This window comes from Cupriavidus sp. 01L45, from assembly GCF_056399885.1.
On the sequence record NZ_JBFTSG010000025.1, the window covers coordinates 79,317 to 92,387 of the forward strand.

Below are 13,071 nucleotides of genomic sequence, written 5' to 3' on the forward strand. Positions count from 1 at the left end.
AGGACGCTCCGTTATGCGGATTAGAGCCCGCGGAAACAGCGGACAAATCCACTGTCCATTGATAACTACAGATATCTGCTGCTTACACTCGCGACTGGGGCAAGAACCCAGTCAATAAGGCGCCGCTTCTCTTGTTCAATGTCCGCGTCGAGCAGGGTTCCTGGCAACAGATCAATCTGCCGCCCATGGGCTTGGATGCTTTGACTGTCAAGCCTGACGATGATGCGATACATGGCCTCCTTGTCAGGTAGCCCCGACATCGCCGCGACCTCTTCAGACTGCAGGGGACTGCTGGCAACCTCAACGACAGTGCCACGTTGCAGTCCGAATCTTTGATAGGGATAGGGTTGATACCGCAATCGGACTGACTGGCCGACTTGTACGAATCCGAAAGCTTTTGAGGTCGCGAACAAGTGCGCTACCAATGGCACGCCTTCCGGGATAATCACCGCAAGCGTTTGCGTGGAGACGGTCTCTCCAGGTTCTGCATTAATGGCTGTGGCCCTGCCCGTCATCGGTGCCGTGATAGCGAAGACGTCGCGGGATTGCACGTCAGTGGTCTCCTGAGAGAGCATCGCCAGATCCCGACTAATTTCAGCAATCTGAGCTGCCGTCTTGAGAGAGACCTGGTCCAGCTCACTTTTCAATGTTGCGAGGGTTCTTGAAAGCTGGGAGCGCGTTCGCTGCATCGAGAGAAATTGCGCTTGAAGAGCGGCTGCCTGATCTTCCTTCTCCTGCAATGCCACCTGAGATATGTAGTTCGATTTCGCCAGTGTTCTGTGTTTCTCGATAGATAACTCTGATGCGGTCAATCGTTTCGCGTGGAGGTCCAGTTCCTGCTTGTTGTGCCGCAGCTCGTCCATGACGTTCTCAGACTGTGCGCGGAGTCCACGCTCCGCCGTCACACCAAGTTCGTGCGCAGCTTCGCGCTGCCGCATCAGGCTTGCCCGGCGCTCACTGAGCGAAGCCGTACGTAATTCGGAGATCTTCGTATTTTCCTGCTGTCCGACATGCCTTCGTTCATCGGCAAGAACAAAGAGAACGGCACCTTGTTTCACAATTTCCCCCTCGCGAACGTGACGCTCAGAAACAATGCCGCCGGTGGGGGCAAGGATTCTAATCGCACCCCCCTCAGGAACTAGGACGCCGGTAGCAGCAGTACGAGGCCTGTAGCTACCAAAGAATAGGTACAGCAAAATCGCCAGAGACATCGCGGCAGCCAGCCCAACAAGCAGCCAACTATGGCTTGACTGCGCCAAGAGAATCGGCCCGTGTTCCTGTTGGTCGTGCCTTTGCAATACCTCTCGCCGAAAAATACTTCGTCGAGCCTTCTCGTTCATAGAGCCCTCCTTTTTGTTGTGACGACACAAGTGGACTGCCCCGAGAATCGTGGAAAAATCGGGCCAATGCTCGTGTTGAGCACCTTCGCGCGCAACAAACGCTAGAGCCCACGGAGGCGCCCATCCGCTATTGCGAGCATCCAGACGACAAGATTGCTGGGTAGTGCCCTTATTTGTAGAAAAGCAAATAGTCACCAGCCAGCAGAAATTTCCCAAAGTTACTGGCGATTTTTCTGACTCGCGCCGATGAACCCGCCTCGCGCTGTAACGGCAAAAAATGAGGATGAGCTACGCCTCGCTCCGTCAATTGGACCCGGCTGTAGCGAGGGTAGCGGGCGGCTGCGGTGGCTGAGGAATGGGTGTTGGCGGACAGTGGCTCCCAGCGAGTTGCTACCGTTCGTCGGCACCATGCGCCCTCTCCCAGGAAGGGGGGCTTTACTTCTTGCTCAAAGTTGAGAATAATTCGCATTCTCAAGTTGATCAGGCTCGCTTTGCACCTGCGCCAACACTACGCCAGCCAGCCGTTCTGACCCGGTGTCCGCCAGCCAGCGTTTCGTTTTCTTTTGGGGAAAATCCATGAAACGCCGCTGTCTGGCGCGCTTGCGCGCCTCCGTACGAGTCACGCCCATCGCCATCTGCGCCACCCTCGGTGGTCCGGCGCTGGCCGCTGAACCGGCCGTCGATCCGGTCCGCCCGCTGGGCGAGGTGGTGGTCACCGCCACCCGCACCGAGGAACGCGCCGATGCCGTCGCTTCCACCATCACCGTCATCGAGGGCAGCCGCATCGAGCGCGCCCAGCCGGTCGACGAGACCGGCCTGTTTGCCGACGAACCCGATATCGACGTACCGCGCGACCGGCGCCGCTTTGGCGCCGGCAGCATCAATATCCGCGGCATCGAGGCTAACCGCGTGCTGCTGATGGTCGACGGCGTGCGCCTGCCGGACTATTACAACGGCGGCGGCCCCTCCAACCTGTCCAGCGCCACCCGGGACGCGCCCGAGTTCTCCTTCCTCAAGCGGGTCGAGGTGCTGCGCGGGCCGGCCTCCAGCCTGTACGGCTCGGACGCCATCGGCGGCGTGGTCTCGTACGTCACCAAGGATCCCGAGGACCTGATGCGCGGCCGCGCGGTGGGCGGCGAGGCGGGCCTGTCGTGGAACGGCATCGACCGCGGTTTCGGCCAGACCGCCGGCGTGGCGGGCGGCAACGAGACCATCAAGGGCTTGTTCATGTATGCGCACCGCAAGGGGCACGAGGTGGAAAACATGGGCGGCAACGGTTCCACCTCGACCGGCCGCACCAAGCCCAATCCGCAGAACAGCGAGACCAACGCCTGGCTCGGCAAGATCGTGCTCGATCCTGCCGCCGGCCACCGCTTCAGGCTGACCTACGAGCATCGTGACAGCGACACCTTTACCGATATCCTGCGCCTGTCCACCGCGCTGCCGCGCGTGACCGCCGCCAGCGGCACCGAGGACCTGTCGCGCAACCGCGTCAGCCTGGACTACGAGTGGAAGCCGGGCAGCCACGTGATCGACCGCCTCGGCGCCACCGTGTTCTATCAGGAGAGCGAGTCCAACACCGTGACCAACCAGGTGCGCAGCAGGACCAGCTCCGGTTGCTCAGGCTCCACGGCGGGCAGCAGCCTGTGCGACGTGAACCTGCTGTTCGGCTTCCGACAGCAGCAGACCGGCTTCAACCTGCAGGCCGACAAGTCGTTCAACACGGGCTTCGTAGGCCACCGGCTGATCACCGGCGTGGATTTCCTGCGCACGCAGACCAGCGAGATGCGCGATGGCACCGCCTACAACCGCACCACCGGCGTGGTGTCGAAATCGCTGGCCGGCGACAACTTCCCGATCCACGATTTCCCCAAGGGCGAGACCCGCCAGACCGGCATCTTCGTGCAGGATGAACTGCAGTTCGCCGGCGGCCGCTTCACGCTCACGCCCGGCCTGCGCTTCGACCATTACGCGCTCGGGCCGGACGAAGACAAGCTCTACAACAGCGTCGCCGCCAAGCCCGCCATCAGCAAGAGCGATTGGGCGGTCTCGCCCAAGCTGTCCGCGCTGTGGCAAGCCACCGACCGCATCAATGTGTGGGCCCAGTACGTTTTCGGCTACCGCGCGCCGAACTACCAGGAAATCAACGGCAGCTTCCGCAACACCATCCAGGGCTACGGCGCCGCGCCCAATGGCGATCTGAATCCGGAGAAGAGCCGCTCCTTCGAGATCGGTGCGCGCTACACCGACGAGCGCGTGCAGTCCAGCGTCGCGGTATTCGACAACCGCTACAAGGACTTTATCGAACAGGTGGCGCTGAACTGCCCGTCCGACCCCGCCTGTCTCGCCGGCCTGCGAGCCACGTACCAGTACCGCAACCAGAGCAGCGTGCGCATCTACGGCGCCGAGTGGCGCGGCAGCTACCGCTTCCTGCCGCAGTGGCGCGTCGACAGCGCCGTGGCCTATGCGCACGGCAACAACGAACAGACCGGCCAGCCGCTCAACAGCGTCTCGCCGCTGCGCGCCAGCGCCGCACTGACCTGGGAACGCGGCAGCGACAGCCAGGGCCAGGGCGCTAGCCTGCGCTGGCGTGGAGCGCGCCCGGTGACGCGCACCGACGACACGTCCTTCACCTACTTCAAGCCGGGCGGCTATGGTGTGGTCGATCTGCAGGGCTGGTGGCGCTTCAACCGCTACGCCAGCCTGGTGCTGTCGGTGAACAACGTGTTCGACAAGAAATACTGGCTGTGGGGCGATGTGCGCCAGGGCAGCGTGGCCGCCAGCGAGCCGGGCCTGGATTTCTATACGCAGCCCGGGCGTACCTTCGCCGCCAGCGTGAAGCTGTCGTTCTGACCTGAGGCGATTCGACCCGACATGTCCCCACAAAACAAAACCAAGATGCGGCTGATCCGCGCGCTGTGCCTGCTGTGGCTTGCCCTTCTGGCGCTCGGCATGCAGCAGGCGCGGGCCACGCCGAAGATTGCCGTGCTGACCACCTCGCCGGTGCCGGCGGGCAAGTTCGAGCCCCTGCAGGCGATGGCGCGCGCGCACGGCATGACGCTCGATGCGCGCTATCTCGAACGGATGAGCGCGCAGGATGTGGCGCCATTCATCGACGGCGCGGGATTGCTGATCCTCGATGCGCCGCGCGATCACATTGTCACCGAGATGCTGGCGAAGCTGGGGCCGCAATGGACCAATGCGCGCGTGCCGCGCCTGCTGATCGCCACCGACCGCTTCGAGGCGCACGGCCTCGACAATGCGCTGGGTGCGAAGCTGCATGCGTACTATGTCAACGGTGGCCGCGCCAACTTCGACGCCATGATGCGCACGCTGGCCGCGCAGCAGTTCAAGCTGCGCGCGGACGGCGCGATTCCCGCGCCGGTGGTGTTTCCAAAAGCCGCTTACTACCATCCGCGCCTGGCCAGCGTGGTGACCGAATCGCCGGACGAGGCGCTCGGCGCATCCGGCCACGCTGGCACGCCGGTGATCGGCGTCGCCATCCACCAGGCCTATGTCTCCGGCCTGGACAGCGCCTTTATCGACGACCTGATCGCGAGCATCGAAGCGCGTGGCGCGCGCGCGCTCGTCTTCTACAGCCCGGTGATGGATGCGGACGGCGTGCTGCGCATGGCCGCGCCCGGCGGCAAGCGCATTGTCGATGTGCTGGTCAACGGCCAGATCATGCTCAATGCGGCGGGCCGCAAGGCGGAGTTTGAAACGCTAGGCATCCCGGTGCTGCAGGTCATACCCTACCGCAAGGGCGATGCGCAGGACTGGGAGCGCGATCCGCACGGCATCAGCCTCACCGATACACCCTTCTACCTGGTGCAGCCCGAACTGGCCGGCGTCAGCGATCCCATGCTGGCCGCCGCCACTTCGCACAAGGACGGCAGCATCGTCAGCCTGCCGGCGCAGCTCGATGCCGTGGCCGACAAGGCACTGGCGCTCACACGTCTGCAGCGCACGCCCAATGCCGGGAAGCGCGTGGCGATCCTGTTCTACAACTATCCCGCTGGCGAAAAGAACCTGTCGGCATCCTTCCTCAACCTGCCGCGCAGCCTGTCTTCCACCCTGGCCGCGCTGCATGCCGCGGGCTACCGCACCGAGGCCGCCGGCGAACTCGCGCTGCAGCGCGATCTTGGCGCGTTGCTCGCGCCCTTCTACCGCGAAGGCCAGCTCGGCGCGCTGCTCGATGCGGACCGCGCCGCGTGGATGCCGATGGCGCAATACCGCCGCTGGTACGACGCGCAGCCCGCCGCGTTCCGCGCCGAGGTCAGCGCGCGCTGGGGCGAGCCCGAAGCCTCGTCGATGGCGATCAGGCGCAACGGCGTGGCCGGCTTCGCCATCCCGCGCCTGCAGCTCGGCAACGTGGCGCTGATGCCGGTGCCGCCACGCGGCGAGCGCGACGAAGCCGCCGAGAAGGCGCTTTATCACTCCACCAAGACGCCGCTCAACCATTTCTACATGGCGGCCTACCTGTGGGCGCGCGAAGGGCGCGAGGCGCTGGTGCACTACGGCACCCACGGGACGCAGGAATGGACGCCGGGCAAGGAGCGCGGCCTGTCCGTGACCGACCAGCCCTACATGGTGCTCGGCAGCGTGCCCGTGATCTATCCCTACATCGTCGACGACGTCGGCGAGGCGTTGCAGGCCAAGCGCCGGGGCCGCGCCACCATCGTCAGCCACCAGACGCCGCCGTTCAAGCCGGCCGGCCTGCACACCGACCTGTCGGCGCYGCATGATCAGTTGCACAACTACCTGCAGCAGGACAACGGCGCGGTGAAGGACACACTGCGCGAGGACATCCTCAAGCGCAGCGCGCGCATGCATCTGTTCGACGACATGGGCTGGCCGCAGGCGCGTGCGAGCGCGCAGTTCACCGAGTACCTGGATGCGTTGCACACGCACCTGCACGAACTCGCGGGCGCATTGCAGCCTTATGGGCTGCACACGTTCGGCCAGTCGCAGGATCCCGGGCTGCGGTTGTACACGGTGATGGCCATGCTTGGCCAGTCCTGGCTCAAGCGCGTGTTTCCCGATGAGCCCGAGGAACTCTTCGCGCTCGATTACAAGCAGCTGGCGCGGTCGGAACCCTACGCCATGTTGCACCGCTACGTCATCGACGGCGCGCCGTTGACGGGCCTTTCCGACGCCAGGCAGCGTGAAGACATGCGGCGCGCACGCACGCTCTACGCCAGCCTCGATGCCGCGCCTGAGAGCGAAGCCATTCTCACCGCGCTGGCGGGCCGCTACGTGCTGGCCGGCACAGGCGGCGATCCGGTGCGCAATCCCGATGCGCTGCCGACCGGCCGCAACCTGTATGGCTTCGATCCTTCCAAGGTGCCCAGCCGGGAAGCATGGCAGGCCGGACAAGCAGCGGCGCAAGCCATGATTGCCGACTGGCGCAAGCGTCACGGCAAGTGGCCCGCCAAGCTGGCCTTCTCGTTGTGGAGCGTGGAGACCATGCGCCATCAGGGCATGCTCGAAGCGCAGGCGCTGGCGGCCATGGGCATCCGCCCGAAGTGGGACGGCGGTGGCCGCGTGGTCGGGGTGGAAGCGATTCCCGCCGCGGAGCTCAAGCATCCGCGCGTGGACGTGGTGCTGTCCGCCACCGGCCTGTACCGCGATCACTTTCCCAACCTGATCAAGTGGCTGGCCGAAGCGGTCAAGCTGGCCGCCGCGCAACCCGAGCCCGACAACGCGGTGGCCGCGAGCACGCGCGCGGTGCGCGAGCGCCTGGCGCAACTCAAGGCGGCGGAGATGAATCCCGAGCGCATCGAGTCGCTGGCGCTGACGCGCATCTTTGCCAGCGAGTCGGGCAACTACGGCACCGGTCTCAACGACGCTACGCTCGCCAGCGACAGCTTCGGCAGCGGCAAGCAAGCGGACGCCAAGCTCGCCAATCTCTATCTCTCGCGCATGCAGTACGGCTACGGGCCCGACGAAAAAACCTGGGGCGAGAAGCTGCCGCAGCTCAACCTCTACGCCGAGAACCTCAAGGGCGTGGAAGGCGCGCTGCTGGCGCGCAGCTCCAACCTGTATGGCATGCTGACCACCGACGATCCCTTCCAGTATCTCGGCGGCATCGGCCTGGCCGTGCGCCATCTGACGGGCAAGGCGCCGGAGCTGCTGATCTCCAATTTGCGCGATGCGAACAGTGCGCGCACGGAAACGGCGGCTTCCTTCCTCGCCACCGAACTGCGCACGCGCTATTTCCATCCGGGCTGGATCGAAGGCATGAAGGCCGAAGGCTATAGCGGCGCGCTCAACATGCTCGACACCGTCAACAACTTCTGGGGTTGGACCGCGGTCGCGCCGGAGATCGTGCGCGACGACCAGTGGACCGAGTTCGCCGAGGTCTACGTCAAGGACAAGCACAAACTCGGCCTTGATGAATGGTTCGAGAAGCATGCGCCGCAGGCCCAGGCCCAGGTGATCGAGCGCATGCTGGAAGCCGCGCGCAAGGGCTACTGGAAAGCCGACCCCGAGATGCTCAAGACGCTGGCCGACCGCTGGCAGACGCTCTCGCAGCGGCACGATATCCGCAGCGGCAACCGCAGCTTCAACCGCTACGTGCAACAGCAGGCCACGGCCCCCGGCGCGGCGGGCTATGGCACGCAAGCTCCCGCGGCACCGCCGGCGGGCGCACCGAAGGCCGCGGCTGCGCAGGCTGCCCCGCAGCCGCCGCAGCCTGAAGCGAAAACGCAGCCCGAGCCAAAGCCCGCGCCGCCATCGCAATCCGTACCCGTGCAAGGCATGCAACTGGTGGAGCGCAAGCCGCCCGCCGCGGCGCTCGTGCCGGTGCTGTCGTGGCTCGCCGCCGGCATCGCGCTGGCCGGGGCCGTGCTCGGCGGCGCCCTCAGCGCGCGGCGCCGCGCCAGCGCCGCACCACTCTTCCGGAATCCAACAAAACCCTACTGAGGCATCATGACCCCTACCCTGCTTGAAACCCTGATGTACGACGTCGGCCAGTTGTTCCTGTACCCGACGCTTGCCCTGATCGGGCTGCTCTTCCTCTACGCCTTCTGGGCGCTCGGCGAGTTCGCCATGCAAGGCTGGCAGCGCCGCCGCAACACGATCGAAACCGGCCGCGGCTACGTGCTGGTGGCGTATGCGCTGCGCCATCGCGTGAAGGACCCGGACACACTCGACGTGACCGCGCATCGGTTGCTGGAGTGGCCGCGCATCGCCACGCGCGTGGCGCCCATGCTGGGGCTTGTAGCCACCATGATCCCGATGGGGCCGGCGTTGAAAGGCTTGTCGGGCGGCAACCTCGCCAACGTGGGCGAGAACCTCACCATCGCTTTCTCTGCCGTGATCCTCGCGCTGATCGCCGCCAGCATCACGTTCTGGGTGGTCAATGTGCGGCGCCGCTGGCTGGCCGAGGAACTGGTGTGGCTGGGCAAGCACCAGCCGCAGTGGGAGGTCGACGCATGAAGTTCCTGGAAGAAAGCGAAGCCGACGATCCCATCCTGTCGGTGGTCAACCTGATCGACGTGTTCCTGGTGGTGATCGCCGCATTGCTGGTGGCGATCGCGCAGAACCCGATGAACCCGTTCACGCATGCGGACGTCACCGTCATCACCAATCCCGGCAAGCCGAATATGGAGATCGTCTCAAAGCAGGGCGAGAAGGTCGTGCGCTACCAGGCGAGCGGACAAGTCGGCAGCGGGGATGGCACCAAGGCCGGCGTTGCCTATCGGCTGAAGGACGGCTCGATGGTCTATGTGCCGGAAGCGGCAACTGGGCAATAATAGGCAGGTCCGCGGCATGCCCGCGGACCATAGGCAAAAAACCGCAGAAACCAGGATTACCGCCGCCATGCAGACTCGCTCACGCCTTGCCATTGCCCGCGCCGCCGGCGTGGCGCTCGCCGCCGCTTTGCTTGCCGCGCTCGCCGGCTGCGCGGGTACGCCACCGGCCGCCGTGGCTGGCGACGTCGCGCACCAGTTCACCGGTAAGACCTACGTGCTGCTGGGCGAGGTCCACGACAACGCCGATGGCCAGAAGCGGCGCTTGCTTGCCTTGTCGAGCGCGCTCGAAGCGGGTTGGCGCCCGGCCATCGCAATGGAGCAGTTCGACCGCGAACGCCAGCCCGATATCGACCGCGCCCGCCGCGAGCGCCCTGGTGACGCGGCGTATGTGGTGGCGCAGGCGGGCGGCAAGAACTGGCAGTGGGAGCTTTACACGCCGGTGGTGGCCCTGGCCTTGCGCTATGACCTGCCGCTGGTGGCGGCCAACCTGTCGCGGGCGGATGCGGGGCGCATCGTGCGCGGCGGGCTCGATGGCGTATTCGATGCAGCCGAGCGCAAGCGCCTCGGCCTTGCCGCGCCCTTGCCCCAAGACATCGTGACGGAACAGACCGCGGTGCTCGACCGCGGCCATTGCGGCAATTTCCCCAAGGCCATGCTGCCGGGCATGCTCGATGCCCAGGCCGCGCGCGATGCGGTGATGGCGGCCGCGATGCGCGAATACGCCGAACGCGGCGCGGTGCTGATCGCCGGCAACGGCCATGTGCGGCGCGACGTGGGCGCGCCGCGCTGGCTCGCCGCCGAGCCGGGCAGTATCTACAGCGTGGGCTACCTGGAGCAGGCCAGCGGCCAGGAGGCCGGCGCCTACGACCGCGTGGTGCTGGTGCCCGCGCACAAGCGGGCCGATCCCTGCGCTGGCGCCAAGCCGGCGACGGGAGCCGCGCCGGCTTGAGTCCGGGGGCCGCTTAGCCGAACAGTTCCTCGGCCACGGTCGGATGCAACTGCACCGTGGTCTGCAGGTGCGACAGCCTCACTCCCAGCCGCAGCGCCACGGCGAACGCCTGCACGATTTCCGGCGCGGCGTTGTCCATCATGTGCGCGCCCAGCACGCGGCCGCTGCGCGTATTCACCACCAGCTTGACCATGGACGCCTGCTCGCTGCCGGCGAAGCGGTTCTCCAGCGAGACGAAGCGGCGCACCACGGTGTGGATGCGCTCCGGCTTGCCCGCCTCCTCAATGGCGGCCTGCTCGCTCAGGCCCACGCTGCCGATGGCCGGCTCGCAGAACACCGCGGTAGGCACCAGGTCGAAATCCGATCGGTCGCCGCGGCGGCCGAACAGGCGGTCCGCCAGCCAGCGGCCCTGCGCGCTGGCCACCGGTGTCAGGTGCGGGCCGTCGATGGTATCGCCGATGGCGTGGATCGCGCGGACCTTGGTGCGGAACGAGCGGTCCACCTGGATGCCGCCCTGTTCGGCTTTCTGCACGCCAAGCGCCTCCAGGCCGAGCCCGTCCCAATGCGGGTCGCGCCCGATGGCAGCCAGCGCTGCCTGCGCGCGCACGGTCTGGATGCGGTCCCTGCCGCCGGCGCCAGTGTTGCCAGTGTTGCCATTGCCGCCATTGCCATGCTGCCGGTAGCACACATCGATGGCACCGTTGGCCTGGTTCAGCAGCGTTACCTCGGTATTGAAATGCAGCCGCACGCCCTTGGCGGCGAGCGCCTCGGCCAGTGCCTCGGCAACTTCATGGTCGAAGCGCGGCAGCAGGCGTTCCCCGCGCACCAGCATCTCCACCTTGACGCCGTAGCGCGACAGGATCGAGGCCTGTTCCACCGCCACGTAGCCGCCTCCGATCACCACCAGCGAAGCCGGCAGGCTTTGCCAGGTGAAGATGTCGTCGGAGGTGCAGGCGAGTTCGCCGCCTGGCACCGGCAAGGCACGCGGCCGCGCGCCGGTGGCGATCAGGATGCGTTTCGCCTGGATGACCTCCGCGCCCACCTGTACCTGGTCCGGCGCGATCACCGTGGCATCGCCGCGCAGCAGTTCCACGCCGGCTTCCTGCAGGTGGTGCGTATAGGCCACGTGCAGCCGCGCCATCTCCGCATTGACACGCACGATGGCATCGCTCCAGTCCTCCTTGCCGCCGGTGTGCGACAGGCAGCCCGACAGGACGGCGGCCAGGCTGGCGCCATATGAGAGCATTTTCTTGGGGACGCAGCCGCGATTGATGCAGGTGCCGCCGATGGCATCCCGCTCCACCAGCACCACGCGCGCGCCGTGCGAGGCCGCGCGCCGCGAAGCCGCCACTCCGCCCGAGCCTGCGCCGATTACCACGAAGTCCGCTTCGCGCTGCGCGCCGGCGCGGCGCTTGCCGCGGCGGGGAACGTGCTCCACCACTTGCTCGGATGTCGCCCTGCGCGCGCTGCGGCGCTCGGTCGTGGGTCTTGCCTGGCGTTTCGTCATCAATGCCTCCTGTTGCGGCGCGAAGGCCGCATTGCACATCGTGATGACGGAGCCGCTAGGGCGGCCGTCGCGCTGGTTGAACGCTACGCGGCGGTGCCAAGCTCCGTCTTCAGGACAGACGGCCATTCGCGCAGAAAGGTCTCCCCATCGCGCTGGCCGAGATCGTAGGCACCGGTCATCGCGCCGGGCTGGGTGTAGTCCCAGCTCGAGATCGGTACCCGTTGCGAAGGTTGCAGGTAGAGCCGGCGCTGCGCGCCGTGTTGCAGAACAAAGCGCCGTGGACGCGGATAGAGCCGCGTCACCAGCACCAGTACGTCGCCGGGCGTTGCGTCGAGCGCGTCGACCGGCACGTTGTCGACCATGCCGCCATCGAGCACGGGCCGGCCGTCGCGCCGGAGCACCGGCGTGAAGGGTGGCGTCGAGGAAGATTGCAGCAACAGGTCGGCCAGTTGCTCGGGCGAGCCGCAGTCCTGCGCGCGCACGAACTCCGGATGGAAGCCCAGCTTGCGGCCCAGCCGCGGGTGCAGCGTCTTGAGCCAGTGCTTCTCGATGTTGTAGGCCACCAGGCCAGCCATGACCGCCAGCCGCGGACCGCTCCAGCGCGGGATATGGGCCACGCCGATGCGGATTTCCGGCGCCGCCTGCAAGCGCGCCAGGCGGCCCTCGCCGAAGATGCTCAGCAGGGCGGTGCGGTAGATGCCGTAGTGCGGGAACACGCGCTGCCTGTTCAGCAGGTTGCCCCAGTAGGCATTGCGCCGGTTGCCGGCAAGCACCTCGCGGTAGTACGCCATCACCTCGCGGGAATCGTGCGTGTAGACCATGCAGGCCGTGGCGGCGCCGGCGGAAATTCCCGTGATCACGCGCGGGCGCAGGCCCAGCTCGGGCGCCACCCTATCCCACCAGCCCGCCTGCCACCAGCAGCGGTTGCCGCCGCCGGCGAACACCACCTGGTCGAACGGAGAGGCTGCCGCGGCGGGCTGGACGGAAGCAGGAACTACGCTGCGGGGCTCATACATGGATTGCATGCAATTCAGTGATGGCGCCGCTCACAGCAGCGCATAAGTGGTGGTGGCCTGCACGGCCAGCTTGCCGTCGGTGCCGGTCAGCTCGATTTCGCCGAACACCACGGTCTTGCCCAGGCGCAGCACGTTGGCGCGCACCAGCACGTCGCCGTCGATCACCGGGCGCATGAAGTTGGTTGTCAGCGTGACGGTGGTCATGGGGCGGAAGCCGCCCGCCGCGCTGGCGACCGCCACGATCATGGCGGTATCGGCGGCGGCCATCAGCACCTGGCCGCACACCACGCCACCCGCATGGCGAAACGATTCGTCGAAAGGCAGGCGCAGTGTTACGCCCTGCGCATCAACGGCTTCGGCACGCAGGCCGAGTTGGCGCACCCACGGCGCCAGTACGCGTTGCAAGATGCCGTCGATATCGGCAAGCGTCAGGCTGGATTCCGGCTTGGGTCTTGGCATTGACTCTGGCATGGCACTCCCGTTTGTCTGGGGTGGGGCCGGG

General features: G+C 66.3%; 10 protein-coding genes. 5 read left to right on the top strand and 5 right to left on the bottom strand.

Annotated features, from left to right (window positions below; genetic code table 11):
- Positions 1 to 65: 65 nt before the first annotated feature.
- Together AC1DT6_RS18555 and AC1DT6_RS18560 are read right to left on the bottom strand one after the other, a co-directional pair.
- The gene (locus AC1DT6_RS18555; RefSeq protein ID WP_441634329.1) at positions 66 to 1,340 is read right to left on the bottom strand and encodes a beta-barrel domain-containing protein; all 1,275 of its coding nucleotides are present in this window, start codon (positions 1,338 to 1,340) and stop codon (positions 66 to 68) included.
- Between the two features lie 446 nt (positions 1,341 to 1,786).
- A complete protein-coding gene (locus AC1DT6_RS18560) occupies positions 1,787 to 1,918 on the bottom strand; it encodes a hypothetical protein (RefSeq protein ID WP_441634330.1) in 132 nt (43 codons plus the stop codon).
- On the opposite strand from AC1DT6_RS18560, the gene AC1DT6_RS18565 reads away from it, so the two are divergent.
- The 5 genes from AC1DT6_RS18565 (at position 1,917) to AC1DT6_RS18585 (ending at position 10,046) form a co-directional block, all read left to right on the top strand.
- A complete protein-coding gene (locus AC1DT6_RS18565; RefSeq protein WP_441634332.1) occupies positions 1,917 to 4,193 on the top strand; it encodes a TonB-dependent hemoglobin/transferrin/lactoferrin family receptor in 2,277 nt (758 codons plus the stop codon). The two genes, AC1DT6_RS18560 and AC1DT6_RS18565, sit on opposite strands and share 2 nt — an antisense overlap.
- Before the next feature lie 21 nt (positions 4,194 to 4,214).
- Positions 4,215 to 8,264 carry a cobaltochelatase subunit CobN gene (gene cobN / locus AC1DT6_RS18570; RefSeq protein WP_477114801.1) on the top strand — a complete coding sequence of 1,350 codons (4,050 nt, stop codon included), beginning with the start codon at positions 4,215 to 4,217 and terminating at the stop codon, positions 8,262 to 8,264.
- A 6-nt stretch (positions 8,265 to 8,270) separates the two neighbouring features.
- Positions 8,271 to 8,780, top strand: coding sequence for a MotA/TolQ/ExbB proton channel family protein (locus AC1DT6_RS18575; RefSeq protein ID WP_035865554.1), 510 nt, complete (start codon positions 8,271 to 8,273; stop codon positions 8,778 to 8,780).
- Positions 8,777 to 9,097 carry a DUF2149 domain-containing protein gene (locus AC1DT6_RS18580; protein WP_477103012.1) on the top strand — a complete coding sequence of 107 codons (321 nt, stop codon included), beginning with the start codon at positions 8,777 to 8,779 and terminating at the stop codon, positions 9,095 to 9,097. The genes AC1DT6_RS18575 and AC1DT6_RS18580 overlap by 4 nt, the downstream gene beginning before the upstream one ends.
- Positions 9,098 to 9,164: 67 nt before the next feature.
- Positions 9,165 to 10,046, top strand: coding sequence for a ChaN family lipoprotein (locus tag AC1DT6_RS18585; RefSeq protein WP_441636775.1), 882 nt, complete (start codon positions 9,165 to 9,167; stop codon positions 10,044 to 10,046).
- A gap of 13 nt (positions 10,047 to 10,059) precedes the next feature.
- On the opposite strand, the gene AC1DT6_RS18590 is transcribed toward AC1DT6_RS18585, so the two are convergent.
- The 3 genes from AC1DT6_RS18590 to AC1DT6_RS18600 all read right to left on the bottom strand — a co-directional run bounded on the left by AC1DT6_RS18590 (position 10,060) and on the right by AC1DT6_RS18600 (position 13,028).
- Complete coding sequence (locus tag AC1DT6_RS18590; protein ID WP_441636773.1) at positions 10,060 to 11,553, bottom strand: FAD-dependent oxidoreductase; 1,494 nt, start codon at positions 11,551 to 11,553, stop codon at positions 10,060 to 10,062.
- Positions 11,554 to 11,636: 83 nt separating this feature from the next.
- Positions 11,637 to 12,569 (bottom strand): patatin-like phospholipase family protein, encoded by a 933-nt coding sequence (locus tag AC1DT6_RS18595; protein ID WP_441636771.1) that lies wholly within the window; start codon positions 12,567 to 12,569, stop codon positions 11,637 to 11,639.
- A gap of 30 nt (positions 12,570 to 12,599) precedes the next feature.
- Complete coding sequence (locus tag AC1DT6_RS18600) at positions 12,600 to 13,028, bottom strand: PaaI family thioesterase (RefSeq protein WP_441636769.1); 429 nt, start codon at positions 13,026 to 13,028, stop codon at positions 12,600 to 12,602.
- Between the last annotated feature and the right edge of the window lie 43 nt (positions 13,029 to 13,071).

Bases quoted from the DNA above. Each gene is read 5' to 3' on its own strand.
- AC1DT6_RS18555 (WP_441634329.1), bottom strand. From the start codon at position 1,340: ATGAACGAGAAGGCTCGACGAAGTATTTTTCGGCGAGAGGTATTGCAA.
- AC1DT6_RS18565 (WP_441634332.1), top strand. From the start codon at position 1,917: ATGAAACGCCGCTGTCTGGCGCGCTTGCGCGCCTCCGTACGAGTCACG.
- AC1DT6_RS18560 (WP_441634330.1), bottom strand. From the start codon at position 1,918: ATGGATTTTCCCCAAAAGAAAACGAAACGCTGGCTGGCGGACACCGGG.
- AC1DT6_RS18575 (WP_035865554.1), top strand. From the start codon at position 8,271: ATGACCCCTACCCTGCTTGAAACCCTGATGTACGACGTCGGCCAGTTG.
- AC1DT6_RS18580 (WP_477103012.1), top strand. From the start codon at position 8,777: ATGAAGTTCCTGGAAGAAAGCGAAGCCGACGATCCCATCCTGTCGGTG.
- AC1DT6_RS18585 (WP_441636775.1), top strand. From the start codon at position 9,165: ATGCAGACTCGCTCACGCCTTGCCATTGCCCGCGCCGCCGGCGTGGCG.
- AC1DT6_RS18590 (WP_441636773.1), bottom strand. From the start codon at position 11,553: ATGACGAAACGCCAGGCAAGACCCACGACCGAGCGCCGCAGCGCGCGC.
- AC1DT6_RS18595 (WP_441636771.1), bottom strand. From the start codon at position 12,569: ATGTATGAGCCCCGCAGCGTAGTTCCTGCTTCCGTCCAGCCCGCCGCG.
- AC1DT6_RS18600 (WP_441636769.1), bottom strand. From the start codon at position 13,028: ATGCCAAGACCCAAGCCGGAATCCAGCCTGACGCTTGCCGATATCGAC.